Annotated in this window: 30 protein-coding genes and 1 pseudogene; 15 read left to right on the top strand and 16 right to left on the bottom strand. The window is 70.7% G+C overall.

The window, feature by feature from the left end; all coding sequences use genetic code 11:
- The 3 genes from ISG29_RS02820 to ISG29_RS02810 are packed head-to-tail and all read right to left on the bottom strand — an operon-like array spanning position 1 to position 3,092.
- Positions 1–987, bottom strand: coding sequence for an aldo/keto reductase (locus ISG29_RS02820; RefSeq protein WP_194501812.1), 987 nt, complete (start codon positions 985–987; stop codon positions 1–3).
- A 10-nt stretch (positions 988–997) separates the two neighbouring features.
- Entirely contained in the window at positions 998–1,456 is a 459-nt protein-coding gene (locus tag ISG29_RS02815; RefSeq protein WP_194501811.1) for a MarR family winged helix-turn-helix transcriptional regulator, read from the bottom strand.
- A 31-nt stretch (positions 1,457–1,487) separates the two neighbouring features.
- Positions 1,488–3,092: a carotenoid oxygenase family protein gene (locus ISG29_RS02810; protein ID WP_194501810.1), complete on the bottom strand. Its 1,605-nt coding sequence runs from the start codon at positions 3,090–3,092 to the stop codon at positions 1,488–1,490.
- A gap of 163 nt (positions 3,093–3,255) precedes the next feature.
- Here ISG29_RS02810 and ISG29_RS02805 point away from each other — a divergent pair, with 163 nt between their 5' ends.
- The 3 genes from ISG29_RS02805 to ISG29_RS02795 all read left to right on the top strand — a co-directional run bounded on the left by ISG29_RS02805 (position 3,256) and on the right by ISG29_RS02795 (position 6,555).
- The gene (locus tag ISG29_RS02805; RefSeq protein WP_194501809.1) at positions 3,256–3,765 is read left to right on the top strand and encodes a YbaK/EbsC family protein; all 510 of its coding nucleotides are present in this window, start codon (positions 3,256–3,258) and stop codon (positions 3,763–3,765) included.
- Positions 3,766–3,775: 10 nt separating this feature from the next.
- Entirely contained in the window at positions 3,776–5,089 is a 1,314-nt protein-coding gene (locus tag ISG29_RS02800; protein WP_194501808.1) for a phytoene desaturase family protein, read from the top strand.
- Positions 5,090–5,331: 242 nt separating this feature from the next.
- Positions 5,332–6,555 (top strand): lanthionine synthetase LanC family protein, encoded by a 1,224-nt coding sequence (locus ISG29_RS02795; protein ID WP_194501807.1) that lies wholly within the window; start codon positions 5,332–5,334, stop codon positions 6,553–6,555.
- 47 nt (positions 6,556–6,602) lie between these two features.
- On the opposite strand, the gene ISG29_RS02790 is transcribed toward ISG29_RS02795, so the two are convergent.
- From ISG29_RS02790 to ISG29_RS21490, 4 genes are read right to left on the bottom strand one after another with little or no spacing between them, the layout of a single operon-like run.
- Positions 6,603–6,761, bottom strand: a complete 159-nt coding sequence (locus ISG29_RS02790; protein WP_194501806.1) for a hypothetical protein — start codon at positions 6,759–6,761, stop codon at positions 6,603–6,605.
- Between the two features lie 11 nt (positions 6,762–6,772).
- Positions 6,773–6,910, bottom strand: coding sequence for a hypothetical protein (locus ISG29_RS02785; protein WP_194501805.1), 138 nt, complete (start codon positions 6,908–6,910; stop codon positions 6,773–6,775).
- A 27-nt stretch (positions 6,911–6,937) separates the two neighbouring features.
- The gene (locus ISG29_RS21495; protein ID WP_207792645.1) at positions 6,938–7,600 is read right to left on the bottom strand and encodes a response regulator; all 663 of its coding nucleotides are present in this window, start codon (positions 7,598–7,600) and stop codon (positions 6,938–6,940) included.
- Positions 7,597–8,664, bottom strand: a complete 1,068-nt coding sequence (locus tag ISG29_RS21490) for a sensor histidine kinase (protein WP_207792644.1) — start codon at positions 8,662–8,664, stop codon at positions 7,597–7,599. The genes ISG29_RS21495 and ISG29_RS21490 overlap by 4 nt, the downstream gene beginning before the upstream one ends.
- A gap of 230 nt (positions 8,665–8,894) precedes the next feature.
- Here ISG29_RS21490 and ISG29_RS02775 point away from each other — a divergent pair, with 230 nt between their 5' ends.
- The 3 genes from ISG29_RS02775 to ISG29_RS02765 all read left to right on the top strand — a co-directional run bounded on the left by ISG29_RS02775 (position 8,895) and on the right by ISG29_RS02765 (position 10,379).
- On the top strand, positions 8,895–9,566 hold the full coding sequence (locus tag ISG29_RS02775) for a CDP-alcohol phosphatidyltransferase family protein (protein WP_194501804.1): 672 nt from the start codon (positions 8,895–8,897) through the stop codon (positions 9,564–9,566).
- Positions 9,563–10,030 carry a hypothetical protein gene (locus tag ISG29_RS02770; protein WP_194501803.1) on the top strand — a complete coding sequence of 156 codons (468 nt, stop codon included), beginning with the start codon at positions 9,563–9,565 and terminating at the stop codon, positions 10,028–10,030. The genes ISG29_RS02775 and ISG29_RS02770 overlap by 4 nt, the downstream gene beginning before the upstream one ends.
- 118 nt (positions 10,031–10,148) lie before the next feature.
- Positions 10,149–10,379, top strand: a complete 231-nt coding sequence (locus ISG29_RS02765; protein ID WP_194501802.1) for a hypothetical protein — start codon at positions 10,149–10,151, stop codon at positions 10,377–10,379.
- Here ISG29_RS02765 and ISG29_RS02760 read toward each other — a convergent pair.
- A pseudogene (locus ISG29_RS02760) lies at positions 10,371–11,669 on the bottom strand (IS3 family transposase). The gene ISG29_RS02765 and the pseudogene ISG29_RS02760 sit on opposite strands and share 9 nt — an antisense overlap.
- Before the next feature lie 268 nt (positions 11,670–11,937).
- Between ISG29_RS02760 and ISG29_RS02755 the strand changes: the two are divergent.
- The 3 genes from ISG29_RS02755 (at position 11,938) to ISG29_RS02745 (ending at position 12,855) form a co-directional block, all read left to right on the top strand.
- Positions 11,938–12,168, top strand: a complete 231-nt coding sequence (locus ISG29_RS02755) for a hypothetical protein (RefSeq protein ID WP_194501801.1) — start codon at positions 11,938–11,940, stop codon at positions 12,166–12,168.
- Positions 12,169–12,173: 5 nt separating this feature from the next.
- Positions 12,174–12,443 carry a hypothetical protein gene (locus ISG29_RS02750; protein WP_235958420.1) on the top strand — a complete coding sequence of 90 codons (270 nt, stop codon included), beginning with the start codon at positions 12,174–12,176 and terminating at the stop codon, positions 12,441–12,443.
- 94 nt (positions 12,444–12,537) lie between these two features.
- Positions 12,538–12,855, top strand: a complete 318-nt coding sequence (locus ISG29_RS02745; RefSeq protein ID WP_194502295.1) for a hypothetical protein — start codon at positions 12,538–12,540, stop codon at positions 12,853–12,855.
- Positions 12,856–13,065: 210 nt separating this feature from the next.
- On the opposite strand, the gene metF is transcribed toward ISG29_RS02745, so the two are convergent.
- The gene (metF, locus tag ISG29_RS02740) at positions 13,066–13,956 is read right to left on the bottom strand and encodes a methylenetetrahydrofolate reductase [NAD(P)H] (RefSeq protein WP_194501799.1); all 891 of its coding nucleotides are present in this window, start codon (positions 13,954–13,956) and stop codon (positions 13,066–13,068) included.
- Between the two features lie 39 nt (positions 13,957–13,995).
- Here metF and ISG29_RS02735 point away from each other — a divergent pair, with 39 nt between their 5' ends.
- A complete protein-coding gene (locus tag ISG29_RS02735) occupies positions 13,996–15,069 on the top strand; it encodes a polyprenyl synthetase family protein (protein WP_194501798.1) in 1,074 nt (357 codons plus the stop codon).
- Positions 15,070–15,089: 20 nt separating this feature from the next.
- Here ISG29_RS02735 and ISG29_RS02730 read toward each other — a convergent pair whose 3' ends face one another.
- On the bottom strand, positions 15,090–15,536 hold the full coding sequence (locus ISG29_RS02730; protein ID WP_194501797.1) for a hypothetical protein: 447 nt from the start codon (positions 15,534–15,536) through the stop codon (positions 15,090–15,092).
- Between the two features lie 14 nt (positions 15,537–15,550).
- Positions 15,551–15,922 (bottom strand): Rv2175c family DNA-binding protein, encoded by a 372-nt coding sequence (locus ISG29_RS02725; RefSeq protein ID WP_194501796.1) that lies wholly within the window; start codon positions 15,920–15,922, stop codon positions 15,551–15,553.
- 120 nt (positions 15,923–16,042) lie between these two features.
- On the opposite strand from ISG29_RS02725, the gene pknB reads away from it, so the two are divergent.
- The 3 genes from pknB to ISG29_RS02710 all read left to right on the top strand — a co-directional run bounded on the left by pknB (position 16,043) and on the right by ISG29_RS02710 (position 20,336).
- Entirely contained in the window at positions 16,043–18,163 is a 2,121-nt protein-coding gene (gene pknB / locus ISG29_RS02720; protein WP_328827690.1) for a Stk1 family PASTA domain-containing Ser/Thr kinase, read from the top strand.
- Between the two features lie 225 nt (positions 18,164–18,388).
- A complete protein-coding gene (gene aroF, locus ISG29_RS02715; RefSeq protein WP_235958419.1) occupies positions 18,389–19,426 on the top strand; it encodes a 3-deoxy-7-phosphoheptulonate synthase in 1,038 nt (345 codons plus the stop codon).
- A 7-nt stretch (positions 19,427–19,433) separates the two neighbouring features.
- Positions 19,434–20,336, top strand: a complete 903-nt coding sequence (locus ISG29_RS02710; protein WP_194501794.1) for a zinc ribbon domain-containing protein — start codon at positions 19,434–19,436, stop codon at positions 20,334–20,336.
- A 21-nt stretch (positions 20,337–20,357) separates the two neighbouring features.
- Here ISG29_RS02710 and ISG29_RS02705 read toward each other — a convergent pair whose 3' ends face one another.
- The 3 genes from ISG29_RS02705 to ISG29_RS02695 all read right to left on the bottom strand — a co-directional run bounded on the left by ISG29_RS02705 (position 20,358) and on the right by ISG29_RS02695 (position 23,806).
- Positions 20,358–21,368: a threonine aldolase family protein gene (locus ISG29_RS02705; RefSeq protein ID WP_194501793.1), complete on the bottom strand. Its 1,011-nt coding sequence runs from the start codon at positions 21,366–21,368 to the stop codon at positions 20,358–20,360.
- Positions 21,365–22,711: a class II 3-deoxy-7-phosphoheptulonate synthase gene (locus tag ISG29_RS02700; RefSeq protein WP_194501792.1), complete on the bottom strand. Its 1,347-nt coding sequence runs from the start codon at positions 22,709–22,711 to the stop codon at positions 21,365–21,367. The genes ISG29_RS02705 and ISG29_RS02700 overlap by 4 nt, the downstream gene beginning before the upstream one ends.
- A 66-nt stretch (positions 22,712–22,777) precedes the next feature.
- A complete protein-coding gene (locus tag ISG29_RS02695) occupies positions 22,778–23,806 on the bottom strand; it encodes a 6-phosphofructokinase (protein ID WP_194501791.1) in 1,029 nt (342 codons plus the stop codon).
- A 44-nt stretch (positions 23,807–23,850) separates the two neighbouring features.
- Here ISG29_RS02695 and ISG29_RS02690 point away from each other — a divergent pair, with 44 nt between their 5' ends.
- A complete protein-coding gene (locus tag ISG29_RS02690; protein WP_194501790.1) occupies positions 23,851–24,684 on the top strand; it encodes a DUF1028 domain-containing protein in 834 nt (277 codons plus the stop codon).
- Positions 24,681–25,241: an FGGY family carbohydrate kinase gene (locus ISG29_RS21235; RefSeq protein ID WP_328827683.1), complete on the top strand. Its 561-nt coding sequence runs from the start codon at positions 24,681–24,683 to the stop codon at positions 25,239–25,241. The genes ISG29_RS02690 and ISG29_RS21235 overlap by 4 nt, the downstream gene beginning before the upstream one ends.
- On the opposite strand, the gene ISG29_RS02680 is transcribed toward ISG29_RS21235, so the two are convergent.
- The gene (locus tag ISG29_RS02680; RefSeq protein WP_194501789.1) at positions 25,219–26,115 is read right to left on the bottom strand and encodes a hypothetical protein; all 897 of its coding nucleotides are present in this window, start codon (positions 26,113–26,115) and stop codon (positions 25,219–25,221) included. The genes ISG29_RS21235 and ISG29_RS02680 overlap by 23 nt on opposite strands.
- A complete protein-coding gene (locus ISG29_RS02675; protein WP_194502243.1) occupies positions 26,112–26,762 on the bottom strand; it encodes a response regulator transcription factor in 651 nt (216 codons plus the stop codon). The genes ISG29_RS02680 and ISG29_RS02675 overlap by 4 nt, the downstream gene beginning before the upstream one ends.
- Between the last annotated feature and the right edge of the window lie 53 nt (positions 26,763–26,815).

Here is a 26,815-nt window from a genome sequence, read left to right as displayed (position 1 = left end):
CTAGAGCCGATCGCGCGCCATGGCGGCTTCGGTGTTCCGGTGGCCCGTCGCACCGCCGTGGGGCGAGGCGGCGTCGATGCGTCGGAGATCGTCGTCGTCGAGAACGATGTCGGCCGACGCGACGTTCTCTTCCAGTCGCGAACGGCGAGTCGTGCCGGGGATGGGCACGGTGCCGGCGGCCATGGTCCAGGCGAGCGCGAGCTGGGCGGTGCTGCATCCCTTCGACTCTGCGATCACGCCCAGGGCGTCGACGATGCGCAGGTTGGCGGCGATCGCCTCCTCGGAGAAGCGAGGCAGTGCGCGGCGCGCGTCGCCTTCGGGCAGGTCGCCGGCGCGCTGGTAGCGGCCGCTGAGGAATCCGCGGCCCAGTGGCGAGAACGGGACGAATCCGATGCCGAGTTCGCGCGCCGTGTCGAGGACGCCGTTGTGCTCGGCGTCGCGCTCGAAGAGGGAGTACTCGCTTTGCAGGGCCGTGATCGGGAAGGTGGCGTGTGCCGCCCGGAGCGTCTCGGCGGAGGTCTCGGAGAGTCCGATGTAACGCACCTTGCCGTCGGTCACCATCTCCCCCATCGCACCGACGGTCTCCTCGATGGGCACACTCGGGTCGACTCGGTGCAGGTAGTACAGATCGACGTGGTCCGTGCCGAGGTGGCGCAGCGAGCGCTCCAGGGCGCGCTTGGCGTACGCCGGTGTGCCGTTGATGGCACCGATGGTGCCGTCGTCGTCGATCTCGGTCGCGAACTTGGTGGCGACGACGACCTGGTCGCGCAGGCCCTCGAGGGCCTTTCCCAGCAGCTTCTCGTTCGCGAAGGGCCCGTAGATCTCGGCGGTGTCGAACAGGGTCACCCCGAGCTCCACGGCTCGGCGGATCGTCGCCACCGACTCCGCTTCGTCGTCCCGGTCGCCGTAGAAGGCGCTCATCCCCATGCATCCCAGGCCCAGTGGCGAGACCCGCAGGCCCTGCGTGCCGAGAGCTACTTCGTCCATGATCGTCCTCCTAGTGAGTCGGGTTGGTGGTCGCTTCGTGCGTGGCCGCGTCGAGGTGGTACACGAACCGCGCGAACAGGGTGCTGAAGGTCTCTATGTCCTCGGGCGGCCAGCCGGCGAGGCTCTCGGCGAGGCCGCGCCGCTGCCTGCGGCGGATGGCGCGGAGCACGCGCTTGCCCTGCGTCGTCACCTCGAGCCGCTGCATCCGGGCGTGGCGTGGATCGGGGCTGCGCTCCAGCAGCTCTCGACCCACCAACTCGCCGATCTGGCGGCTCACCGTCGACTTGTCGAGTCCGTAGGCGGCGGCGAGGTCGGCGGCGTGGGCACACTCGCTGGCAGCGACGAAGGTCAGCACCGCGTAGGCCACGAAGGAGAGTTCGCCGTACATCTCGTGCTGCCACATCCGGGCGTTGCGAGAGAACCGGATGATCTGGTCGTGGATCACGTCGATCGGATCGGGGGCGTCCATGTCGCCAACCTAGCGTTGCATCACGCAACTCTCATGGCGCGGGCGTGAACCTCTCGACGGCACCCAGCTCGTCTGGGGTCAGCCAGCAGGCATGGACGCCGAAGGGAACCCGACGAGGCAGGTGCAGCCGGGCCAGCTCGGTCATGGTGGCGGCGTCGATCACGATCAGGTCGGCGCGGTCCTCGCTCATCAGCAGGTCGAGCAGGTAGCCGTCGTCCTCGGCCTGCGCCTCCGGACGGGGCACGAAGAGCGCCTCGCCGCCGTACATGCCGCCGTAGTCGAGGTAGCCGACCACCTCCTCCTCGACCATGTCGAACTTGGCCACGCCGACGCCCATGTAGCCGTCGCCGTGCTCGTCGAGCAGGTAGGAGTAGCGGCTGGGCCTCCCGACGTAGTCCAGGTTGAGGCTCGGCCGCTCGTAGCCGTGGTCGAGCAGCAGCCGCTGGTCGCTGACCTCGCCGGTGTCGAGGTCGAGCGTCCAGGTGCGGACCTGGGCCGGAGGCTCCTCGGGCGTGTGGATCGGGACGGTCGAGGGATAGGTCGAGAAGGAGGGCGAGAACAGCACGATCTCGGCGCCCCCCGAGGCACTGGGTCGCTCCCAGGCGTTGATGACGTGCCAGACGGTGGCGGCCTGATCGGTGGTGAACCACCGCACCTGCGTCTCGGCGTCGAAGGCCCGCGGCAGCACGCCCCACCGCAGCGGCGCGGCCTCGTCGAAGACGAACACGCTGCCGTCGGTTCGCTGCAAGCCCTGCGGATCCCTGCGCAACGAGATATCGGGGAAGACCAGGTAGTTCTCGGTCAGGAAGAAGTCGTGCAGCCAGCCCATCTGTCCCTCGCCGGCGCTGCCCTGCTGGTGGACCGGAGCCTGCCGGACCAGCTCCCCCTCGCTGAGCTGTCCGGCCACGATCCGGCCCTCGGGTGTGACGGAGAGGTTGTAGACGTCGCCACTGCCGGGCTCGATCCGCGGGTGTGCGGAGAACGGCCCCTCCCACTCCCCGTCCCAGGTCTCGAGGCGACCGGTGCCGTCGAGCACGAGCCGTCCATCCTCGAAACGAGCGTCGAGCACGAAGGCGTAGCCGGTCTCCTGCAGGCAGTACAGCCGGCCGTGGTGGTAGCGGATCGATGTCGAGCCGGGCGTCCGCTCGAACGGGTCGACCAGCGGGATCAGTCCCCTCCGTGCCTGTTCCTCGACCAGGCCGATCTTGCTGAGCGCGAGGGGCCCCGCGGTCGAGAGGTCGGAGAACTCGACGTAGATCTCACGACCCGCCTCCTGCTCGGCCTCGAACCGCGGCGTGCGGACGTAGGCATTGGCGTAGGTCGCCGTGCCGTCGAGGATCTGGATCTGATGGATCATCCCGGCGCCGTTGAACGCGTGCAGCCGCACCCGTTCGGCGTCGAACTGCACGTTGGTGCCGTTGCGTAGGTAGACCCCCTCCAGGTCGGCCGGCAGGGCTCCGGAGACCTCGACCTCGGTGTGCCCGAGCTCCCAACGCACGGGCCGGTACCCCGGGACGTCGTAGGGGCTGGTGCGGTTGTAGGTCGGCGCGTCCAACTGCTCGTCGATCGTGGCGTAGCGCTCATCGGACAGGGCGCCCGGCGCGATCCGCCCCGGCGTGGTCGGTGCTGTCGACATGGTCTCTCACCTCTCCGACGTCCAAGATCCGGACGTCGACACGACTCTAGAGTTGTATCGTGCAACCGTCAAGGTTGCGTTATACAACTCTCAATACGGCACCCTGGGGTCACGACGCGTCGCCTCGCCCGCGACCTCGGTGCAGGCACGTAGCCTGCGCAGCATGTCTCCTGCCGCTCCGCGCCCCGACGACGAGCACCCCGGCGTCGCCCGGTTCCGCGCCGCCCACCATGCGCTCGGCGGCACCGGCGAGATCGTCGTCCTGCCCGCAGGGGTGCACACCGCGGCGCTGGCCGCCGAAGCGCTGGGGTGCGAGGTCGGAGCCATCGCCAACAGCCTGCTCTTCGATGCCGAGGGCGAGCCGGTCCTGGTGCTCACCTCGGGTGCGCACCGTGTCGACGTGCGTGCGACGGCGGCCCGCATCGGCCGAGCCGCCCTCACGCGAGCCTCGCCCGACTTCGTACGACGACACACCGGGCAGGTGATCGGCGGGGTCTCTCCGTTGGGGCACCCCGCCCCCGTGCCCACCTGGCTCGACCCGTGGCTGCGCCGTCACCCCGTGGTCTGGGCTGCGGCTGGGCATCCGGCCGCCGTCTTCTCGACGACCTACGAGGAGCTGGCACGCCTCACGGGCGCGATCGAGGTCGACGTCGAGCCCGAGGGCATGGCCTAGGGTCGGCGCCGTGGCGAACGTGGTGGTGATCGGCGGGGGTCTCGGCGGCCTGGCCTCGGCCCTCCGGCTGGCCAAGAACGGCCACGAGGTCACACTGCTCGAGCGCTCGCACCAGCTCGGAGGTGCGGCCGGACGCGTCGAGGCCGAGGGGTTCTCGTGGGACGCCGGCGCCAGCGCCACACTGCTCCCCGCGGTGCTGCGCGACCTCTTCCGCAAGACCGGTCGTCCGCTCGAACGCGAGCTGGACCTCGAGCCGCGCGAGATCGTGCGCGAGCACCGCTTCGACGACGACACCGTGCTGACGCTGCCCGGCGGGTCGCGCGGCGCGCAGGCCCGGGCTTGGGACGCCGTGCGCGACGGGCTCGGCGAGCAGTGGACAAAGTACGTCGAGGGCTACGCCGAGGACTGGGAGGTGCTGCGCCAGCACGTGTTCGAGCGGCCGTGGCAGCGCGACGCCCTCCCCCCGGAGGTGACCGCTCGCCTGGACTCCCGCGAGATGCTGCACAAACGGCTACGCCGCACCTTCCGCGACGAGCGGCCGCGCCTGGTGGCCAGCCACCCGTTCGTGATGGAGGGGCACGACCTGCGCAACGTGCCCGCGTGGGCCGGACTCGTGGCCTACCTGGAGCAGACGTTCGGCCTCTGGGCACCGGCCGGCGGCCTGGCGCGCATCACCGATCTCCTGGTGGAGCGGCTCGACACGCGCGGTGTCGCCGTGCGGCTCGGCGTCCGCGCCCGGGATCTCGTGCTCGGCGGCGGCCGGGTCTCGGCCGTTGCCGTCTCCCAGGACGACCTGCCCGACGAGGTGCCAGCCGAGGTCGTGGTCTGCGCGATCGACCCGCGCCAACTGCCCGCCCTGGCCAGGCACGTGCACCGCACGATGCCGGCGATCCCCCCGGTGGTGACCCACGTCGGCCTCGAGGAGCCGGTGCCCGAGCTCACGCACGAGGTGGTACTGCACGGCGACCCGCTGCTCGTGGTGCGGCCCGGCGGCGAGGCGCCTCCAGGCACCGTCGCCTGGACCGTGCTGGGTCGTGGCCGGATCGCCGAGGACGTCCTGCGCGCTCTGGCCCGCGAGCACCTCGACGTGCGGGGGCGGGTGGTGCATCGCATCGACCGCACTCCCCTCACCCTGGTCGAGCAGTGGGGCCAGAGCCCGATGGGCGTGTTGTGGCAGGGCCGCGGAACCGTCCGTCAGCGCCTCGGCCCCGACACCCCCATCCCCGGCGTCTTCGCCGCTGGCGCCCACGCCACCCCCGGTGCCGGCGTCCCCTATGTCGGCCTCTCGGCAGCGCTGGTGGCCGAAGCCATCGGCCCCGCCTGATCTGCAGCGACGCTCCCCCGCGATGAGGTCGGCTCGAACCGCCGCCGTCGGTTGCGCCCCAGCCTCGCCGCAGAGGGCGCCGTCATCGAAAAGACGTCCGGGCGGGGGCTTGCGGGATGCCGAGTGGCGCTCGCGCCCCGTGACCTGCGGCGTTGCCGCAGGTGATTCCCGTAGCGGCGATGACATGAGCCGTCGAATGTGCGCTGGGCCGATGGCGGGGTGATTCGCCATAGGGTCGGGACATGGTGATCGCCGACCGCGCCGCCCGCGCCGCCCGCGCCGAAGGGGCCAACCGCCTCGCGCGGTCGGCGGTCGACTGGCTCCTCAATGGGCATGCCGCTGATTCGGAGGACCCTTCCCTTTACCACGGGCAGGCGGGCGTGGCTCTCGCGCTGCACGATGCCGCCGAGCACTTCGGTGATGCGCGCTATGCCCACGCTGCTGCCGCTGTTGGGGATGCGCTGGCGGCACGGGTCGAAAGTCTCGAGGACTGCTCTCTGTACTTCGGCTTGGCCGGCGTCGCGGGTTCGCTGCGATCACTCGGCCGGGACGAAGCAGCCGACCGTGCACTGAGTCGGATCCAGGATCGATTCGATGGTGAACGCTGGAACGAGATGTTCGAGCTGTTGGTCGGCAATGCTGGGATCGGGCTCGGCGCATTGTGGTCGGGTGAGGTGAATCTGGCCGTGATGGCTGTGACGCCGTACCTCGCGAAGGCGGACAGAACAGCACATGGCGTGAACTGGCCGGTTCAGCCATCGCCGCCACGATCGCACCACATTGCGCATGGCACCTTGGGCATCGTCTATTCGCTGGCCGCGGTCGGACAAGCTGCCGCAAGGGAGGACCTGATCGAGCTAGCTCTCGCTGGAGCAGCAGACGTGGTGAGGCGTAACGAGGCGGATCCCGAGGGCTTCCTCGTTGCGCACTCCGATCCGCCGCACCGGCCTGAGCTGATCGAGCGGTACAGCCTCGGCTGGTGCAACGGCCCAGCTGGGGACGCGCAGGTTTTCCGCCAGCTCGCATGGGTCACGGGAGACTCGATCTGGGTCGACCTTGCCGACCGCTGCTGGCGCACGATCACAAGATCCGGGCTGCCGACCCGGACCCGGCCGGGATTCTGGGACAACAACGGCCGATGCTGTGGAACAGCAGGGGTGCTCGCGCTGGCCTGCGACCGGATCGTGGAGCGCGGCGACGACTTCCACTTCGCAGACGTCCTCGTCGACGACCTCAGGGCGCGGGCAACCATCGATGAGGCCGGCGCGCGCTGGTCAAACTACGAATATCGAGCAAGTCCGTCGGAGCTTGAACCACTAGCCGGATGGGCCATGGGCAATGCGGGCATCGTTCGCGAGCTGCTCCGGTACGCCCGACTCAACGACGGCGGTTTCGACGGGTACGCGGTCCAGTGGCCCGACCATCCCGGCGCCCTGGCCGCCATGCCGCTCGAGCAGCCCGGTTGACCGTTGCCGATCGGCTTGCGACCACGGTCAACTCGCTTAGCGGTCTTCTACCCAATCAGTTGGTAGAGCCCGCCTATCCCCACGAACGGCTCCCGATCACATATGTCCAGCTCGAGGCGGAGGAGATCGTCGAAGTACTGCGGGTTGCGCTTGACGCCGTTGTCGGCGATGAGGTCGTTGGCGATGCGGGTGCCGTCGCGGCGCACGACGGGAGACCCTAAGCCGAAGGCTGCGCCTCCATCTCCTCCATCGGCACCTTGCGTACGTTGTGATCGAACAGGACCGCATGTTTGGACTCGGCCACCAACTCCGCCCTGGCGGTAGCGGGGCCATCCACCACCAGTTGGCGCAGCACCTTCCTAGGATCCGGCTCGTGCGGTGCTCAATGCCGGTGGTCGACGGTCAGGCCCGCTCGGATCGCAAGCAGCGCGGCTTGGACGCGGTCGCGGCTGCCGGTTTTCGCCAGGACACTCGTGAGGTGCGTCTTGACTGTGTGGGTCGAGAGTGTGAGTCGGACGGCGATCTCGTGGTTGTTCAGGCCGTGGCCGACGAGCGAGAGTATGTCGGTCTCGCGTGGAGTGAGGCGGTACTCGCGGATGTCTGTGGAGAGTGTGGTGGGCGTGTGCTGCCGGACCCTCGACAGCACAGCGCGGGTGATGTCTGGTGCCAGGACTGATCGGCCCTGCGCCACGGTCCGGACGGCGTCGATCAGATCTGGACGGCTGGTTCGTTTCAGGATGTACCCGTCTGCGCCGGCTGCGATCGCGTCGAGGACGAGCTCATCGCGGTCGAAGGTCGTCACCACGAGGACAGCCGGGCGCCGCGGTTGGCGGTTGAGTTCGTGCAGCGTCTGGATGCCGTCGAGAACCGGCATCCGCAGGTCGAGGAGCACGGCGTCGATCGGTGCTCCGGCCTCGAGGGCGTCGAGCAGCTCTCGGCCGTTGGATGCCTCGAGCCGGACCTGCATGTCCGGCTCGTTGTCCAGCATCATCGTGAGGCCGTCGCGGACCAGTTGCTGGTCGTCGACGACCGCGAGCCCGATCACGTCGGTTCGTTCGGTAGACGTACTTCGACCACGGTCCCGCGGGGCGTTCTTCCCACGACGGTGAGGCTGCCGCCGAGGCGCTGTGCGCGTTCGTCGATGCCGCGCAGGCCGTTGCCGCGTGTCAGTTCTCTGGGCATGCCGTTGCCGTTGTCGCTCACCCGAATCACCACCTCGGCTCCTTCGTCGTGAATGTCGACGCTCACGTCGCTGGCATCGGCGTGGCGCATCACGTTCGTCAGGGCTTCCTGCGCTGCACGGTAGAGCGTCTTGCAGACCTCGTCGTCGTCGATGTCGGTCGTGACATGGACCGTCACCTGGATGCCTTGCTCGCGGAGCGGTCTGGCGAGCTTGGCGTCGATCCATCCCAGGTCGGTCGCCGGCGTGTTCGCGGCCGGGTTGCGCAGGTCGAACAGGACGGTGTCGAGCTCTGCGAGCGCCTCCCTGCCCATCTCGCTGATGTGGGCCAAAGCCGTGTCCGGTGACCCGACCTGCCCTGCCTCGGCTTGCACGACCATCGCGGTCACGTGGTGGCCGATCGCATCGTGCAGCTCGCGGGCAAGCGCTGTACGACGCTCGAGATCCCTGGCCTGCTCGTCGCTGTCGCGGGCGCGCTCGCGCAGGTTGTCGGCTTCGACCTCGAGCGCCATCGCGCGCCTCCTCAGAGTCTCCACGGGTCGCAGCAGCCACAGCGCCAGGACAGCGGCGCCGACAGGTACCAAGGCGGGAGCGAGGTCTCGGGTGGCTGCGGTCGCGAGCCCGCCGCTAGCGCAGAGGGCGGCGGGGTAGAGGCGGCCTCGCCGGCTGCCCGAGGACGACATGAACAGCAGGGCGGTGGCTGCGGGCCAGAAGGAGAAGTAGTCGCGGCTGGTGAAGGCAACTGCGGCACCGCCGCCGACCGCGAACAGCCACGGCTGCGCAGCGGGCAGCACCCAGCCGCCGGCCATCCCGAGGACGAACGCTGCGGCGATCACCAGCGCGGCTGCGGCCTCGTTCGGGCCAGGGGCCTGTTGTGCGGTGTAGACGAGGGATGCGACGACGGCGCCGACGGGAACCCCGCGGATCACGGCGTCGACTCCCCACGCAACTCGGGCGGGCCGCAGCGCACCCGGCCACCACCTCGTCGTCACCTCCGCAGTGTGCCCGACATGGCTGTCCCGGCGGTGACCTGAGACGTCTTGGCGCTCCGATCTGGTACCTGGGTACCAGGCGCCCTCCCCGCAGGGGACCGGAGACGGTCCCGAGTTCGGATCTGGGTCGGTTCTTCCCGGCGGGGTTCGCGGCGAATGTACGGGTCATGTCGATCAGCGAGCTCGTCACCCCGGCCGACCATCCGGCCACCGCCATCCGAACCCCCACGGCCGGGGGTGTCGCCGGCGCGCAGACGTCGGTGATCGCCGCGGGTGCCGCGGTGGGAGCGGTCGGCACGGTCGCAAACGCCATCACCCTGGTGCGGACGATCGCGGCCGTGGTCGTCGCGGGTGTCGCGATCAGCGCCGACCGGCCCGGGCTCCTGGCAGCCGCCTATGCCATCTACTGGGTCGGAGACATCCTCGACGGGTTCGCTGCCCGTCGCCTCGGCGAGGAGAGCCGCCTGGGCGCCGTCTTCGACATCATCAGCGACCGGGCCTGCACCTCGATCCTGTGCATCGGCCTGCTCGCCCACCTGCCGGGGCTCGCGCCGGTCGCGGTGCCGTTCTTCGTCTCCTTCATGGTGCTCGACACGATGCTGTCGCTGTCGTTCCTCTGCTTCGACGTCATCAGTCCGAACTACTTCGCGCAGGTCGACCGTCGCGTGTACAAACTGAACTGGTCGCCGCCCGCGAAGGCCCTGAACACAGCCGGAGTCATCATCCTCGCGCTCCTCGGAGCGATCTGGTCCGCACTGGGCCTCACCCTGGTCCTGGTCGGCATCAAGATCTGGTCGCTCGTCCGCGTGCTGCGGCTCATCGACGGTGCCGGGCGATGAGCTGGGCCCTCGGCATCCTCGCCGGAGTCGGGTACGGTCTCGGCTCCGCGCTCCTCCCTATCGTCAACGCCGAGGCCTACGCAGTAGTCTGCGCCAGCACCCGCGCCTGGGTCCTGGTCCCGGTCGTCATCGCGCTCGCCGCCGGGCAGACGGTCGGCAAGCTCCTGCTCTTCGAAGCCGCTCGCCGAGGCTCCACCCGCTTCCACACTGGCTCGAAGGTCGCAGCGCTCGCCGAGAGCCGATGGGCGATCCGCATCCGCTCCGCCCTCGTACACCGCCGCACAGCGCTGCCCCTGATGCTCGCCTCCGCCGGCCTCGGGCTCCCGCCTCTCGCCCTGGTCAGCGTCGCAGCCGGCGCATCAGGTCAACCTCGCCGCACGTTCGCCGGCCTGTGCCTCCTGGGCCGCACGGCCAGATTCGCAGCCATCGCCATCCCGGTCGCCTACGCCACGGGCATCCGCTGACCGGCTCTCGACCAGAGCCCAGCGCGTCGTGTCTCGCCCGGTGACCGCCTTCCTGTCCGCCGGCTGACAGACCCACTGGTTTCCCAGACGACTGGGAATCAACAGAAAGAGGAACCACATGAACAAGAAGCTCGTCTCGCTGCTGGCAGTTCCTGCCCTGTCAGCGGCACTCGCAATCGCGCTTCCTGCGGCGTCGGCTTCGGCCAACTCCGGCACTTGGACGTGCAACGACGGCGGCCACACGCTCACCAACACCATCTACTTCAGCGTGGATGACGTCAACCACACTTGGAAGAAGCTCACCTACAAGCTGAACCGCCCCGGCGTGTCCGGAGACTTTCTAGTTTGAGGATCCAGCGGGTGCTGGGTCCTGGTGGTGAGCGTAGTGAGCGTGCTCGACCTCGACGGGCGGGAGGTCGTCGCAGTACTCGAACGGACGACGGTGGTTGAACCAGTCGACCCACTCGGCGGTGGCGATCTCGAGGTCGTCGAGGCCCTTCCACGGCCGCCGGGGCTTGATCAGCTCGGTCTTGTAGAGCCCGATCACTGACTCGGCCAGGGCGTTGTCATAGGAGGAGCCCACGGCACCGGTCGAGGGCTTGATCCCCGCGGTCGCGAGGTGCTCGGAGTAGGCCACGGACAGGTACTGCACGCCGTGGTCGTGGTGCGCGATCAGCCCGATCAGGCCCTTGCCCTCGCGCTGCCGGGTCCAGATCGCCTGCCCGACCGCGTCGACGACGAACTGGCTGGTCATCGTGGTCGCAGTCGACCAGCCCAGGATCCGCCGGGCGTAGGCATCGATGACGAACGCGGTGTAGCACCAGCCCGACCACGTCGAGACGTAGGTGAAGTCGGCCACCCAGAGCCGGTCCGGGGCAAGCGGCGCGAAGTTTCCGGTCCACCAGGTCCAGCGGCTTGGCGATGCGCGGGTCGCTGATCGTGGTCCGCTTGACCTTCCCACGCACCGCCCCGGCCAGGCCCAGCTCGCCTATGAGCCGCTCCACGGTGCACCGCACGATCGGTGGCGCGCCGGCCGGGCGTTCCCGGTTCAGCGTCAACCAGATCTTCCAGGCACCGTAGACGCCGTAGTTCGAGGCGTGCGCGGCAGCGATCATCGGCTTCAGCTCCTCGTCCCGCAGCTCGCGGGGACTGGGCTTGCGGGCCCGGTGCTCGTAGTAGGCCGCAGGGGCGATCTTCGCGCCGAGCTCAGTGAGCGCAGCACAAATCGACTCGACACCCCAACGCAGACCCGGATTGTCGGCATCGCCGTCGCGGCCACCGACGTGCTCGTCGATGCAGGCCACGATCAACGCTGTTGGAAGTGGGGCCGGTCGAGTTCGGCTGCGAAGAAAACCGACGCGGATTTGAGGATCGCGTTGGCACGCTTCAGCTCGGCATTCTCCCGCTTCAACCGCTTCAGCTCGGCCGACTCCTCGGTCGTCACCCCAGGCCGCTGGCCGGCATCAACCTCGGCCTGGCGGCACCACTTCCGCACCGTCTCTGGCGTGCCGACCCCGAGCAGCTGCGCGACCTGGCTCATCGCCGCCCACTCCGAGTCGTGATCGGCCCGGATCTCGCTGACCATCCGGACCGCCCGCTCACGCAGCTCGACCGGGTACCTCGTCGACGAACCTGGCATGACTCCAACCTTCCCAACAGATGGAGTCTCCGGACATGCCGGGGCGGTTCAACCCGACCTACGCGATCGAGCGGGAGTACATCGCGGAGAAGAGGCTAGAAGCCTTCTGGAAACTCGAATGGGATCCATACGACGTCGCCCGGAATCCAGCGGTTTAGTCGCTCCAGACAACGCACGCTCATGCCGCGATCCGTGCGGTTCTGCGAGCCGATCGGCAACTGGGACGTGAGCAGTAGCGAGCGGAGCAGCAGCAAGTTATCTTGGAGAAGTGTCGGCTGATCCGATCATCGCCCAGTCCGCGCTCAAGCACGGCCTCGGCGAGGAGGAGATCCTGCACGCCTATCGGAACCCATTCCGTGTCTGGGATCTGGGCGAGGGTTTCACCATGATGATCGGCCCGAACCAGGCAGCGATCATCCTAGAAGTCGGTTACGTCGAGGGCGTCGAAGCAGTCGTGATCGTCCACGCAATGCTCGCCCGCAAGAAGTTCCTCAGGTGATGACCATGCCCCGTTCTGTCGATGACATCCTCAAGCACGCCGACGAGCTCGCGGCGCGCTTCGAGAACTACGAGCCCGATCCCGACCAGGAGATGGACCCCGACGCGGTCGCGGCACTGCGTGGGGCGGTGCAGGAGCGGTCCGACGCCGAACGCCACGTCCTCGAGGCCATCCGGCACGCCCGCGAGGCTGGGATGTCCTGGTCAGTAATTGGCGCCTTCGTCGGAACGAGCGGCGAGGCCGCTAGGCAGCGGTATGGCGGCAAGGTCGCATAGGTCTCGAACCTGTCCGTAGGCACGTCAGGCGCCACCACCGCAAGACGATCGGCTCGCGGCGCGTGACCAGAACGGGCTTGTCACCAGTGCGGCGATGTCCGGTGAGCGCCGGACTGCTTCTCCGGGCAACCGCGATAATCAGCGGGTGGCCGGCCCAGATTCGCCTCCGTCATTTGACGCTTCGACCGTCGAGATGCTCTGTCGCGCGCTGGGGGAAGCCGTGCGCGGGCACCAGATCACCAACCTCATCGCGGTGCTGAAGGTCAGCGAGGATGCGAGCGAGGCGCGCAACACGAAGTGGAAGCGTCTGTTCATCGCGGTGGCGGCTACGCAGAACCGCCAGCGCGACGGACGCCCACTGCTGCGGTCGGGCAGGCGGTCTGGACCCGCAGCCGCGACGGCAAGGATCTGACTGGCCTGATCGCTCATCACGATCACGGAAGCTGGACGCTCGGACAAGACGACATCAGCGGTCACGTGTCCCTGGGGCTTGTTCCGTGACCGCTCGCGCGGTGTCCGCAGTGCCCTGAGGGAGCGGCGGTACGTCACGGAGGTGCGTGTCGACGCCCGATGTATTCCTAGCGGGACGGGCCCAAGCGGACACCCGGACCGAAGCCTCGCGTCACGGAGTGACGGAGAGCTTCTCGAAGATCTCCAGCGTGGCCTTCGACCGGTTGAGCGTGTAGAAGTGCAGGCCCGGTGCGCCGCGGTCGAGCAGTTCGGTGCACAACTCGGCGGCCAAGGCGATGCCCTCGGCACGCATGGAGACCGGGTCGCCCTCGTGGGCACCGATGCGGGCGACGATCTCAGGGGGTACGTCGGTGCCGATGAGCTCGCCCTGACGGCGGATGGCATCGAGGTTCAGGATCGGCATGATGCCGGGCAGGATCGGCATCTCGACACCGCGCTCGCGGACCCGCTCGACGAGCGAGACGTAGTCGTCGGCGCGGAAGAACATCTGCGTGACGGCGAACTCGGCACCCGCCCGCGCCTTCGCGGCCAGCACGTCGGCGTCGTGGTCCAGGGACGGCGAGCGCGGGTGCCTCTCCGGGAACGCGGCGACACCGATGCGGAAGTCGCCCCGCGCCGCGGCCATCTCGACGAGCTCGAGGGCGTACTCGGGCCCGCCGGGCGTGGGCGTCCACTCCGCCCGCGGACCCTCCGGCGGGTCACCACGAAGGAGCATCAGGTGGCGCACCCCGGCAGCGGCATACTCATCGAGGATGCCGTCGAGCTCAGCGCGCGTGTGGCCGACGCAGGTCAGGTGTGCCACCGGCGTCAGGGAGGTCTCGCGCGCGATCCTGCTCGTGATGCGCACCGTGGTGTCGCGGCTGGAGCCGCCGGCCCCGTAGGTGACGGAGACGAACGTGGGCGCGAAGGGCTCCAGAGCCTGGACCGCCGACCACAGCTGTTCCTCGCCCGCGTCGGTCTTGGGCGGCAGGAACTCGAAGGAGAAGCTGCGCTCCCCCGACGCGATCAGCTCGCGCATGGATCGTCCGCGTCCGATGGTCATGACCGCGAGTCTAGGTGTGCACACGCTGCCTCTACGCTCGTGGCCGTGACCTGGGACGCCTCCGACTTCCGCACGGGCGTGCAAGGTGCCCTCGACGCCGCACTCGACGAGCACGCGGAGCGACTGGCCCCGCTCGGCCCCGACGCAAGGCGCCTGCTCGACCAGGCCCGTCGCACGGTGGCGGGCGGCAAGCGGTTGCGGGCCGCGTTCTGCTGGTGGGGGCACCAGGCGGTCTCCCCCGCCGCCGGCGCGGACGACGAGGCGGCGTTGCTGCGGGCCTGCGCGTCGCTGGAGCTGCTCCACGCGAGCGCGCTGGTGCACGACGACCTGATGGACGGCTCCGACACCCGGCGCGGCCAGCCCGCCACGCACCGCAGGTTCGAGGGAGAGCACCGCGGCGACCGGTGGCGAGGTGATCCGCGGCAGTACGGCGCCGCCGCAGCGATCCTGCTGGGTGACCTGCTGCTGTCGTGGAGCGATGAGCTGCTGCGCCGCTGCGGGCTGCCGATGGCTCGCGTCGCGCCCGCGCTCGACGTGCTCGACCACTGCCGCAGCGAGGTGATCGCCGGCCAGTTCCTCGACGTGTCGGTGCAGGCACGCGGGGCAGCCGACGTCGACGCGGCGATGACCGTGCTGCGCTACAAGTCGGCCAAGTACTCCATCGAGCGCCCGCTGCACATCGGTGCCGCGCTGGCCGGCGCGGACGACGCCACGATGCGCGCGCTGAGCGGCTTCGGCCTGCCGCTGGGCGAGGCGTTCCAGCTACGCGACGACCTGTTGGGGGTCTTCGGCGACCCCGAGGTGACGGGCAAGCCGGCCGGCGACGACCTGCTCGAGGGCAAGCGCACGGTGCTCGTGGCCCTCGCGCTCGACGGGGCGCCCTCGGACGAGGCGGCGCTGCTGGACTCCTCTCTCGGTCAGCCGCTCGACGACCAGCAGGTGGATCGCTTGCGCGAGATCATCGCCGGCTCCGGCGCCCGTGAGCAGGTGGAGGCCGTCATCGGCGAGTTGACCGACCGCGCCCTGAGCGCTCTCGACCACGCCGCCCTCGAGGCTCCGGCCGTCAGCGTGCTCCGCGACCTGGCCATCCAGGCGACCCAGCGCACCCTCTGAGCCAGCCCATCGCCGGCCCGTCAGAAGCCGTCGAGGTGGTACCAGGTCGGCGAGCCGACGGGCAGCCAGAACCACTGGCCATCGAGGGCCGCCACGAGCCGGCCCTCACCCGTCACGACATAGACGGTGCCGTCGTCCGAGTACCGCTGCGGGAAACCTGCCGCGACGTCGTCGTCGGTGGGCACGAACGGAGCGCCCGCAGGAGCCTGGGGCCGCTGGGAGCGCACCAGCCCGAACAGGTCGCGCGCATCGTCGGGTAGGGCGCTGACGTCGAGGCGCGGCAGGCCGTCGAGGGTTCCGGCGGTCAGCGGCTCCGACTGCACGAGGGCGCCCGTGGGCGAGCCGGGTTCACGACCGGCGAAGAACCACACGCCCAGCACGACGGCGAGGACCAGCAACAGCGCGAGCGCGCCGGTCGGTCCCCCGCGCGGACGGCGGGCGTCGTCCCGCGAGACCCGGTAGACCATGGCTGCGGTGCGGCCTAGAAGCCGAGCGCCTGGGCGCGCCGCTTGACCTCCGAGCCGCGGTTCTCGCGCAGCGCGTCGATGGGGCGGCCGGGCAGGTCGGCGTCGAGGTGGATCCAGGCGATGCACTCGCGATCGTCGAAGCCCGCGTCGTGCAGCACGGTGAGCAGGCCGGGCAGCCCCTTGACCGGCTCGCCGTCCACGACGAAGCCGGCCGGCACCTGCTGGCCTGCACCCGGACTGGGGACGGCGGCGGCCAGTTGGTGCTCGCGGATCATCGTGCGCACCTTGGCCACCGTGACGCCGAGCTGGCGCGCGGTCTCGGCCCAGTCGATCCACTCGGGCACCAGAGCCGCGAGATCGTGGTCGGCCAGCGGGATGTCACTCATGGGGCCATCGTCGCACCCACCACGCCACGCCGGAGCGCCCGCACACCGGACTGCCGCGCCCGAGCGCCCGTACCATGGGTGCCCCGGGCACTTCCCCGCCCGGTCAGCAGGAGGGTCGCGGTGACAGACCGGCAGCCGTACGACGGCCGGCCTGCCCCCCAGAGCGCGCACCGTGCGCGCGGGGGCACGACCGGCCGTTCCGCCGACCCCTCGACCCGGGCGCCCCGTAGCGATCCGCAGACCGGGCGCATCCTCGACGGTCGCTACCGCATCGGCCCGCGCATCGCCCGCGGCGGCATGGCTTCGGTCTACGAGGCCCACGACCTGCGTCTCCAGCGCACCGTCGCGATCAAGATCATGCACGTCGGCCTCGGCGACGACGAGGAGTTCGCCGCCCGCTTCGTGCGCGAGGCCCGCGCGGCGGCACGGCTCTCCCACCCGAACGTCGTGGCCGTCTACGACCAGGGCGAGGACGACGGCACCGTCTTCCTGGCCATGGAGCTGGTGCACGGCCACACGCTGCGCGACACCGTGACCAAGGAGGCGCCGATGTCGCCCGCTCGGGCGTTGGCGCTGCTCGACCCGGTGGTCTCCGCGCTCGCCTCCGCTCACCGCGCCGGCCTCGTGCACCGCGACGTCAAGCCCGAGAACGTGCTGGTGGCCGACGACGGGCGCATCAAGGTCGCCGACTTCGGCCTGGCCAAGGCGGTCTCGACCGACACGCAGCACACGGCCACCGGCGGCATCGTCATCGGCACGGTGTCCTACCTCGCCCCCGAGCTCGTCGCCGAGGGGCTCTGCGACGCACGCAACGACGTCTACGCCGTGGGGGTTCTGCTCTACGAGCTCCTCACCGGAGCCAAGCCCCACGAGGGCGAATCGCCCATCCAAGTCGCCTACAAGCACGTGCACGAGGACGTCCCCGCGCCGTCCGAGCGGGTCTCCGGTCTGCCGCCGTACGTCGACGCGCTGGTCGCCCGGGCCACGGCCCGCGACCGCTCCCAGCGACCCGCGGACGCCGGTGTGCTGCTGCACCAGATGCACCGCGTCGCCCAGGCGCTGACCGAGGGCGTCGACGACGAGGAGCTGACCGCCGATCTCACGCCCTTCGTGTCGGCAGTGGCCGCCATGGCCACCACCACACCCGCCGCCGACCGGCTCGACACCGGCCCCGTGGAGCGGGTCGACACCGCACCCGAGATCTGGGACACCGACGAGGCCGCCGCGCTGATCGGCCCCGGCGAACCCACGAGCCGCGTCCGGCAGGTGCCGCCGGCAGCGCCGACCAGGCCCCGGGCAGCGGCCGCCGCGGCCACTCCCCCTCCGGGTACCTCGCCCCGCCCCTCCGGTCGGCGGCGTTGGCGCGGACCGCTGGCCGCCGTGCTCGCCGTCCTGCTCGCGGCTGGGATCGGCCTGGGCGCATGGTGGTACGGGTGGGCCCGCTACGACACGCTGCCGAGCGTGCTCGACCAGACCCGTGCCTCGGCGGTCAAGGAACTCGAGGCGGCCGGCTACACGGTGACCTTCGACGACCCGGCCTACAGCGACACGGTCAAGCGCAACCACGTGGTGACCAGCTCTCCGGGCGCCGGCGAGCGCGTGCTCTCGGGCGCCGAGGTGCACCTCGTGATGTCACGGGGCGTCGAGAAGTACCCCGTGCCGAAGGTCAAGGGCATGACGGTCGACGAGGCCACGGCCGCGCTGGAGCAGAACAACCTCGCCGTCGGCGACACCCCCGGGCGCTACGACGCCGACATGCCCGAAGGCCGCGTGCTGCACACCGATCCCAAGCCCGGCCAGAAGCTGCGCCCCGACAGCGCCGTCGATCTGGTCGTCAGCAAGGGCCCCAAGCCGATCAACGTCGGGGCATGGGTCGGCAAGCCGCTCGAGCGCGCTCAGGCCGTGCTCGAGCGCAAGGGGCTGACGGTCACCGTGAACGACGCCGTGTTCAGCGACAGCGTGCCTGAGGGCCGTGTGGTCTCCCAGGATCCCCCCGGCGGCACGCTGTTCGCCGGCGACACCGTGACCCTGACGCCGTCCAAGGGGCCAGAGCTCGTCGAGGTGCCCTCCGTCGTGCGTCAGGGCGTCGACGCCGCCACGCAGACCCTGAAGGCCGCCGGCTTCAACGTCGAGATCGAGAACTCCGAGGTGTACGTCGGGCTCGGCTACGTGCTGCGCCAGAGCCCCGGCGGCGGCGACATGGCTGCCCCGGGCAGCACCATCGTGCTGTACCTCGTCTGAGCCCCCGTCGTGAGACGCCGATCCCGCTCCCCGCGCAGTCGGGGTATGGTCGGGGCGTGACCACCTTCTATGAGTTTCTCCACCTGCCGGGTTCGCCCGTGCGGGCGGACTGCTCATAGGTCCACCGCACATCCGACGCCCCGGCCACGCGCCCGGGGCGTTCTTCATGTCCGGGGCCGTGTGCGGGGGCCTGCACCGAGAAGAGGAACAACCATGGTCGTCGTCATGTCGCCCGAAGCCACCGACGAGGACGTCGCCGCCGTCGTCGCCCGCGTCGAAGGGGTCGGTGGGGAGGCGTTCGTGTCCAAGGGGGTCGTGCGCACCATCATCGGCCTGGTCGGAGACATCGAGTCCTTCCACCACCTGAACCTGCGCACGCTGCGCGGGGTCGCCGACGTGCACCGTATCTCCGACCCCTACAAGCTGGTCAGCCGGCAGCACCACCCCGAGCGGTCGACCGTGTGGGTCGGCGACGCCGCACGCCGGGTGCCGATCGGCCCCGACACGTTCACGTTCATCGCCGGGCCGTGCGCCGTCGAGACGCCGCAGCAGACCCTCGAGGCCGCGCAGATGGCGCAATCGGCCGGCGCCACGCTGCTGCGGGGTGGGGCGTACAAGCCGCGCACCTCGCCGTACGCCTTCCAGGGGCTGGGCGTGAAGGGGCTGGAGATCCTCACAGACGTGCGCGAGGCGACGGGGCTGCCGATCGTCACCGAGGTCGTCGACGCCCGCGACGTGCCCGTCGTGGCCGAACACGCCGACATGCTCCAGATCGGCACCCGCAACATGGCCAACTTCGGGCTGCTCCAGGCGGCCGGCGAGTCCGGCAAGCCGGTGCTGCTCAAGCGTGGCATGACCGCCACCATCGAGGAGTGGCTGATGGCAGCGGAGTACATCGCCCAGCGTGGCAACCTCGACGTCGTGCTCTGCGAGCGCGGCATCCGCACCTTCGAGCCGGCGACGCGCAACACCCTCGACATCTCCGCGGTGCCGGTGGTGCAGGCCACCAGCCACCTGCCGATCATCGTCGACCCCTCGCACGCGGCGGGCCGCAAGGATCTCGTGGTACCGCTCTCCCGGGCCGCGATCGCGGTGGGCGCCGACGGCGTCATCGTCGACGTGCACCCGCGACCCGAAGCCGCGCTGTGCGACGGTCCGCAGGCCCTGCTCGGCACCGAGCTGCGCGAGCTCGCCCAAGCGGTGCGTCAGCTGCCCCCGGCGGTGGGCCGTGTCGACGCCTCGACCCGGGCGCACATCGCCTGAGCCGCCGGTGACCACCAGTTGCCCGCGCTGCGGTGCCGTCCCCGACACGGGGGACGGCACCGGGCGGTTCTGCATCAACTGCGGCCTGCCTCGAGGCGCCGAGCACACTGAGTTCCCCACCGCATCGCTGACCCCCGTCACATCGTCCGAGGTCGCGACGGCCACCGCCTCCCGGGCCGGCGCCCCCGAGCGACGTCGCACGCCCGCCTGGCTGGCGGGCATCCTCGCTGGCCTGATGGCGCTGCTGCTCGTGGCGGTGCTCGTGTTCGTGGTCACCCGCGAGCGCGGGTCGGACGAGGGGACGGCACTCACCACACCCACCTCGTCCGCGGTCTCCAGCCAGGTGCCGACGACCAGTGCGCCGGCGTCCACGCCTCCGGCCAGCCCCGAGGATGCAGCGCCGACCTTCAGCGGCGACCCCGGGTCGTTGGACGGCACGGCCTCGGCGTCCGCGCCCGAGCAGTCCCCCGACAGCACCGACCTCGCCACCGGGCAGCGCACCACCTACGACGCCGCCAACATGCTCGACGGCAACCCGGCCACGTGCTGGCGCACCGCGGGCGACGGCACCGGGCTCGTGCTCACCTTCCGGTTCGCCCAGCCCGTGACGCTGACCAGCGTGGGCTTGGTCAACGGCTATGCGAAGACCTCCGTCGACGGCTCCGGACGCCGCTTCGATCTCTACTCCGGCACCCGCCGGATCAAGCGGGTCGTGTGGATCTTCGACGGTGGCGAGCGCGTCACGCAGGTGTTCAAACGTTCGCGGCAGGTGCAGAGCCTCGATGTCGGCGCGGTGACCACCAGCACCGTCCGGCTGAAGCTGGAGTCGGTCTCCTCCCCCGGTGGTGGCCGGTCCGCCCGCGACGACACCGCGATCAGCGACGTCTCGTTGCTGGGCTACTCCGAGTAGCGCGCACCCCTGGGCCCGGACTCAGCAGGCGGTGAGCACCCGCGCCGCGCGCTCGGCGTCCGCGCGCGTGACGTCGAGATGGGTGACGGCTCGGACGGCGGTCGGGCCGACGGCGCTGACGAGCACACCCGCCTCGCGTGCGCGGGCGACGTAGCCGGGGGCGTCGGCGTGGTGGGCGACGACGATGTTGGTGTCGACCGACGCGGGGTCGGTGCCCATCGCCTCGGCGAGCAGGCGGGCGTGCTCGTGGTCGTCGGCGAGCCGCTCGACGTGGTGGTCGATCGCGTGCAACCCGGCTGCGGCCAGGATGCCGATCTGGCGCATGCCGCCTCCGAGCCGCTTGCGGCGCACCCGCGCCTCCTCGATCACGTCGGCGCTGCCCACCACCAGTGAGCCCACCGGCGCACCGAGGCCCTTGGAGAGGCAGATGCCGATCGTGTCTGCGCACGCGCCGTACTCGTGCAGTGGGGTGCCGGTGGCGACGTGGGCGTTCCACAGCCGCGCGCCGTCGAGGTGGACGGCGACGCCGCGGCCGGTGGCCAGCTCGCGGACGTCGCGCATGGTGGCGAGCGGCAACACGGTGCCGCCGGCGAAGTTGTGGGTGTTCTCGAGCGAGATCGCGGCGGTGCGCACGAAGAAGGGCCCCATGTCGGGGGCGATCAGTCGCTCGAGCACGGGCAGGTCGACGCCGCCGCGCTCGTGGATCCAGGTGCGCATGGTGACGCCCATGACCGCGCCGTGGGCGCCGAGCTCGGCGCGGGCGATGTGGGCGCTGGCCTCGCACAGCACCTCCTGCCCGGGAGCGACGAGCGCGGCGACGGCGAGCACGTTGGCCATCGAGCCGGTCGGCGTGAACAACGCGGCCTCGTGGCCGAGCAGCCCGGCGACCCGCTCCTCGAGGAGCCGGACGGTGGGATCCTCGCCGTACACGTCGTCGCCGACCTCGGCGCCCGCCATCGCGGCGCGCATCGCCTCGGTGGGGCGGGTGAGGGTGTCGGAGCGAAGGTCGACGGGAGCGATGCCGTCGCTCATGCCTGACGCAGCATCTCGGCGACGAGGAACGCCAGTTCCAGCGACTGCACGCGGTTCAGGCGCGGGTCGCACACGGACTCGTAACGGTCGGCGAGGTCGAGGTCGGTGAGCTCCTCGCCGCCGCCGACGCACTCGGTGACGTCGTCGCCGGTGAGCTCGACGTGCAGGCCTCCGGGCCAGGTGCCGATGCGCCGGTGCACGTCGAAGAAGCCCTGCACCTCCTCGAGCACGTCCTCGAACTTGCGGGTCTTGTAGCCCGAGGAGGCCTCGAAGGTGTTGCCGTGCATGGGGTCGCAGACCCACGCGGCCTGCACCCCCTCGGCGGTGACCTTCTCGACGATGTGCGGCAGACCGTCCCGGATCTTGCCGGCGCCGAAGCGGGTGATGAACGTGAGGCGGCCCGGCTCGTTGGCCGGGTTCAGCTTCGCGGCGAGCGCGAGGGCGTCGTCCGGGCTGGTCGTGGGGCCGAGCTTGACGCCGATGGGGTTGCGCAGGCGGCTGAGCAGTTCGACGTGCGCACCTGCGAGCTGACGGGTGCGCTCACCGATCCACAAGAAATGCCCGGAGAGGCCGTAGGCGCGGTCGGTGCGGGAGTCGAGGCGGGCCAGCGCGTGCTCGTACTCGAGGATGAGCGCCTCGTGGCTGAGGTGGAAGTCGACCTTGTGGAACTCGTCGGGGTCGGCACCGATGGCCTTCATGAACTGCAGCGCCCGCTCGATCTCGCCGGCGAGCACCTCGTAGCGCTGCCCGACCGGCGAGCCCTTGACGAAGTCGGTGTTCCACGTGTGCACCTGCCGCAGGTCGGCGTACCCGCCACTGACCAGCGCCCGCACGAGCTGCAAGGTGGCGGCCGAGGCGTGGTAGACGTCGACCAGACGCTGCGGGTCGGGCACCCGGGCGGCCTCGGTGAACTCGAAACCGTTGACGGCGTCGCCACGGTAGGCCGGCAGCGTGACCTTCTCGCCGTCGACCGTGCGGGTCTCGGTGTCGGAGGAGCGCGGCTTGGCGTACTGCCCGGCCAGCCGGCCCAGCTTCACCACCGGCACGGAGGCGGCGTAGGTGAGCACCACCGCCATCTGGAGCATCACGCGGACCTTGTTGCGCGTGTTCTCGGCCGTGACCCCCGAGAGCGTCTCGGCGCAGTCACCGCCCTGGAGCAGGAACGCCTCACCCCGCGTGACGGCCGCCAGCTTCTCGCGCAGGTCGTCGCACTCGCTCGCGAACACCAGCGGCGGCAACGCCTCCAGACGGGCCACCGTGCTCGTCACCGCACCCTTGTCGGGGTAGGTCGGCTGCTGTTGGGGGCCGAGTTCGCGCAGGCTCTCCAGGGTCGGGATGCTCACCGCACGAGTCTACGTTCGGGGCGCAGCGAGGTCGTAGTCCGCCCGCGGTACCCGCCCGCCCCGGACTCAGCCGAAGAACACCTGCGCCTCGGCGTACTCCTCGGGGCTGACGGTCTTCAGCTCGCCGGTGCCCTCGGCGAGCGGCACCCGCACGATGTCGGTGCCACGCAGCGCCATCATGGTGCCGAACTCGCCGTCGGCGACCGCGTCGGCGGCGTGCAGTCCGAAGCGGGTCGCGAGCCAGCGGTCGAACGCGGTGGGGGTTCCACCGCGCTGGATGTGCCCGAGCACCACGGCGCGGGCCTCCTTGCCGGTGCGCTCCTCGATCTCGGAGGCCAGCCGGTCCCCGATGCCGCCGAGTCGCACGTGGCCGAAGGCGTCCTTCTCCCCCGACGTCAGCGTCATCTCACCGCCCTCGACCGGCACAGCACCCTCGGAGACGACGATGATCGGGGCGTACTCCGACTCGAACCGGGTCTCCACGAACGCACACACGCGCTCGATGTCGAACGGCTGCTCGGGGATGAGGATGGCGCTCGCCCCTCCCGCCATGCCCGCGTGCAGGGCGATCCAACCCGCGTGCCGGCCCATGACCTCGACCACCAGTACCCGATGGTGCGACTCGGCGGTGGTGTGCAGTCGGTCGATCGCCTCGGTGGCGATGTTGACGGCCGTGTCGAAGCCGAAGGTGAAGTCGGTGCCGGAGAGGTCGTTGTCGATCGTCTTCGGCACGCCGACGACGTCGACGCCGAGCTCGGCCAGCTTGGTCGCGACGCCCAGGGTGTCCTCGCCACCGATCGCGACGAGGGCGTCGACGCCGTCGTCTGCCAGGGTCTGTTTGATCCGTTCGACGCCGCGCTCGACCGAGAACGGATTGGTGCGCGAGGAGCCGAGGATCGTGCCGCCGCGCGGCAGGATGCCACGGCAGGTCTCCACGTCCAACGGCATCGTGACGCCCTCGAGCGGACCACGCCACCCATCGCGGTAGCCGAGGAACTCGAAGCCGTGATCGTGCATCCCTCGGCGGACGACGGCACGGATGACGGCGTTGAGGCCGGGGCAGTCCCCGCCTCCTGTCAGGACTCCGACGCGCATGGTCACGACCCTAGTCCCCCGCAACCAAGCCCTAGGGTCGTGTCATGACCTTCTCGATCGTCGCCCGATCCGCCGGCCCCGACCCCGAGACCGCCTCGTGGGGCGTGGCCGTGGCCTCCAAGTTCCTGGCCGTGGGCAGCGCCGTACCCGCGGCGGTCGCCCAGGTCGGCGCCATCGCCACTCAGGCCGAGGCCAACGTCGCCTACAAGGGGCTCGCGCTCGCCCACCTCGACGACGGCGCCACCGCCGAGGTCGCGCTCCAGCGGCTGCTGGAGGAGGACGACGGCCGCGACCACCGTCAGGTCGGCATCGTCGACGTCGAGGGCCACGCCGCCTCGCACACCGGCTCCGCCTGCCTCGACTGGGCGGGCGGCCGGACCGGCGAGGGGTACGCGATCCAGGGCAACATCCTCGCCGGCGAGGAGGTCGTGCTGGCGATGGAGCAGGCGTTCCTCGACTCCCCCGCCGACGCTCCCCTGGGCGAACGGCTGCTGGCCGCCCTCGCCGCCGGGGACGCCGCGGGAGGCGACCGCCGCGGCCGCCAGTCGGCCGCGCTGCTCGTCGTCCGGGAGGGAGCCGGATACGGCGGCCACGACGACCTCGAGGTCGACCTGCGCGTCGACGACCACGCTGCACCCGTCGACGAGTTGCGCCGCCTGCTCGACCTCAACGATCTCTACCTCACCGCCTCGACCGAGGAGGAGAAGGTGCCGGTGACGCCCGAGCTCGAGGCGGAGCTGACGGCGTACGTCACGGCTCGTGGGCACCGCGACATCGCCGCCTGGGTCGGCACCGAGAACTACGAGATGCGCGTGGCGAGCGACCAGTCGTGGATCGATCGGCGCATCCTCGACATCGTGCGCGCCGACGCCCCGTGAGCCGGCTCGAGATCGAGGTCGGGTTCCATGCCGTCACTGCCCGGGGGAGCCGTTCGGCCACGGAGGATCTGCCCGGGGGCGCGCTCGTCGGTTGCTCTCCGGCCGACCTCTGGCAGGCCGTGCTGGGTGCCGTCGAGCGGGCCGGCACGGCCGACGCGACCGTCGCCACCCTCGCTGCCGACCTCGCGTGGATGCTCTGGGACCGCGACACCCTCGGGTCGCCGACCTCCTGCGCCGCGAGCCCTCGGTCGGTGAGCGAGCGCGAGCCGCGCACCTGGGATCTCGTGCTCGACGGCACCTATGCGCTCGGCACGGTCGACTCCTACCTGATCGCCCGCATGACCCGCGGTCTCGAGCATGTCACGGACCTGCCGCAGGCGATGGCGACGGGGCTGCTCGACGACGGCACCTGGTCCTCGGAGCACTGCGCCGCCGCCGGGGTGCCGCTCGACGCCCTGCCCGAGATCGTGCCGAGCGGTCGCGAGCTCGGCACCACCGACCCCGCGACCTTCCTCGGACTGAGGCTGCCGATCCTCACCGCGCCGCGATCCGCCTGAGCGCAGCCTCGGCGTCGGCGTGCACCCGTCGTGCCTCGCTCAGCGCGGCATCGGCCTCGTCGCGCGACTGCTCGGCGTCCTCCAGGGCGTCGTCGACCTCCTCGGCGTCGGACTCGTGCTCGGCGAGGCGTCGTCTGACCTCGTCGATCTCGCCCTGGAGCTGCAGGGCGCGCGCCTCGAGCTCGGAGACCTCGGCCTGGGCCTCGTCGTGGGCCGCCTGCGCCTGCTCCAGCTCGTCGGCCGCCTCGGCCAAGGCCCGCTCGGCGGCACGGCGCGCCTTCGCGTCGGCGTCCGGATCGGGCACGAGGCGCAGCTCGGGGCGAGGCGCCTCGGCGGCGGCCGCGCTGGCGGCGAACCCGAGGGCCTCCGGCAGCGCTACGGCGGCGTGGACGTCGACCGCATCGACCCCTGTCGAGCGCAGCGCTGTCACCAGCAGGCCACTGCGCACGGCGGCGGCACAGTCGGCGTCCAGCATGGCGGCGGTGAGCGTGGCCTCCACCTGGTCGGCCACGGCCTGGGTGACCTTGAGCCCGTGCTCTCGCGCGAGGCCACGAGCCGTGGTCGTGACGGCCGCGGTGAGCTGGCGCCGCTGCTTGGTGAGCGAGCGCAGGTCGTCGGCGGACATGCTGTCCTGGGCCTCGCGCAGCGCGGCGCCCACGGCCAGCACCTGCTCGACCTGCTCGGTCTCGTGACGCACCAGCAGGTTCACCACCCACGCCGGGTTCGAGGGCTTGCGCAGTGCTTTGAGGGCGGTGGCGAGGGGCGTGCCCTTGTGCTCCTTGACGCTCGCGTCACGGGCGGGAGTGAAGTCGGCCAGCGGCAAGGCGTAGAGCGGCTCGGCCAGCTCGAGCAACGCCGCGGCGTCGTCGCTCACTCGGCGTCCTGCTCCCGGTCGAGCCCCTGGTCGATGGCCCAGCGGGTCAGTTCGACGCGGTTGTGCAGCTGGAGTTTGCGCAAGGTGTTCTGCACGTGGTTCTGCACGGTGCGGTGCGAGAGCACGAGTCGCTCGGCGATCTGCTTGTACGACATGCCCGTGGCCACCATCTTGAGCACCTCGGTCTCGCGCTCGGTCAGCTGCGGCTCGAGCGGGTCGTCGTCGGCCTTCCGCGGGTCGGCGATGCGCCGGAACTCCCCCAACACCAACCCGGCCAGACCGGGGGTGAAGACGGTGTCGCCGGCGGCGGTACGGCGCACGGCGTCGATCAGCTCAGCCTTCGAGGCCGACTTCACCAGGTAGCCGGTGGCGCCCGCCTTCACCGCCGCGAGCACGTCGTCCTGCTCACCGGAGGCCGAGAGGATCAGCACGCGCGCCGCGGGATCGTGACGCAGCACCGTCTCGGTCACCTCGACGCCGGACGGCCCCGGGATCTGGAGGTCGAGCACCACCACCTGCGGCCGGGCCGCCGGGAACCGCGCGATCGCCTGGTCGCCGGTCGAGGCCACCCCCACCACGTCGAAGCCGGCATCGATGAGGTCGCGCTCGACCGCGTCGCGCCACATGGGGTGGTCGTCGACCACCATCACCCGCAGCGCCGGCTCGTTCACGCCTCGACCCTAGATCAACGCGGTCGTGG

The sequence above is a fragment of the Nocardioides acrostichi genome (genome assembly GCF_015319165.1).
Taxonomy (GTDB): domain Bacteria; phylum Actinomycetota; class Actinomycetes; order Propionibacteriales; family Nocardioidaceae; genus Nocardioides; species Nocardioides acrostichi.
Note: the sequence above shows the minus strand (reverse complement) of the source record. Positions and strands in the feature narration are given on the sequence as shown.

Bases quoted from the DNA above. Each gene is read 5' to 3' on its own strand.
- ISG29_RS02770 (WP_194501803.1), top strand. From the start codon at position 9,563: ATGAGCTGGGCCCTCGGCATCCTCGCCGGAGTCGGGTACGGTCTCGGC.
- ISG29_RS02765 (WP_194501802.1), top strand. From the start codon at position 10,149: ATGAACAAGAAGCTCGTCTCGCTGCTGGCAGTTCCTGCCCTGTCAGCG.
- ISG29_RS02745 (WP_194502295.1), top strand. From the start codon at position 12,538: ATGTCCGGTGAGCGCCGGACTGCTTCTCCGGGCAACCGCGATAATCAG.
- ISG29_RS02815 (WP_194501811.1), bottom strand. From the start codon at position 1,456: ATGGACGCCCCCGATCCGATCGACGTGATCCACGACCAGATCATCCGG.
- ISG29_RS02820 (WP_194501812.1), bottom strand. From the start codon at position 987: ATGGACGAAGTAGCTCTCGGCACGCAGGGCCTGCGGGTCTCGCCACTG.
- ISG29_RS02705 (WP_194501793.1), bottom strand. From the start codon at position 21,368: ATGAGCGACGGCATCGCTCCCGTCGACCTTCGCTCCGACACCCTCACC.
- ISG29_RS02675 (WP_194502243.1), bottom strand. From the start codon at position 26,762: ATGGTGGTCGACGACCACCCCATGTGGCGCGACGCGGTCGAGCGCGAC.
- ISG29_RS02805 (WP_194501809.1), top strand. From the start codon at position 3,256: ATGTCTCCTGCCGCTCCGCGCCCCGACGACGAGCACCCCGGCGTCGCC.
- ISG29_RS02695 (WP_194501791.1), bottom strand. From the start codon at position 23,806: ATGCGCGTCGGAGTCCTGACAGGAGGCGGGGACTGCCCCGGCCTCAAC.
- aroF (WP_235958419.1), top strand. From the start codon at position 18,389: ATGTCGCCCGAAGCCACCGACGAGGACGTCGCCGCCGTCGTCGCCCGC.
- ISG29_RS02750 (WP_235958420.1), top strand. From the start codon at position 12,174: ATGCCCCGTTCTGTCGATGACATCCTCAAGCACGCCGACGAGCTCGCG.
- metF (WP_194501799.1), bottom strand. From the start codon at position 13,956: ATGACCATCGGACGCGGACGATCCATGCGCGAGCTGATCGCGTCGGGG.
- ISG29_RS02795 (WP_194501807.1), top strand. From the start codon at position 5,332: ATGGTGATCGCCGACCGCGCCGCCCGCGCCGCCCGCGCCGAAGGGGCC.
- ISG29_RS02725 (WP_194501796.1), bottom strand. From the start codon at position 15,922: ATGAGTGACATCCCGCTGGCCGACCACGATCTCGCGGCTCTGGTGCCC.
- ISG29_RS02775 (WP_194501804.1), top strand. From the start codon at position 8,895: ATGTCGATCAGCGAGCTCGTCACCCCGGCCGACCATCCGGCCACCGCC.
- ISG29_RS02690 (WP_194501790.1), top strand. From the start codon at position 23,851: ATGACCTTCTCGATCGTCGCCCGATCCGCCGGCCCCGACCCCGAGACC.
- ISG29_RS02730 (WP_194501797.1), bottom strand. From the start codon at position 15,536: ATGGTCTACCGGGTCTCGCGGGACGACGCCCGCCGTCCGCGCGGGGGA.
- ISG29_RS02810 (WP_194501810.1), bottom strand. From the start codon at position 3,092: ATGTCGACAGCACCGACCACGCCGGGGCGGATCGCGCCGGGCGCCCTG.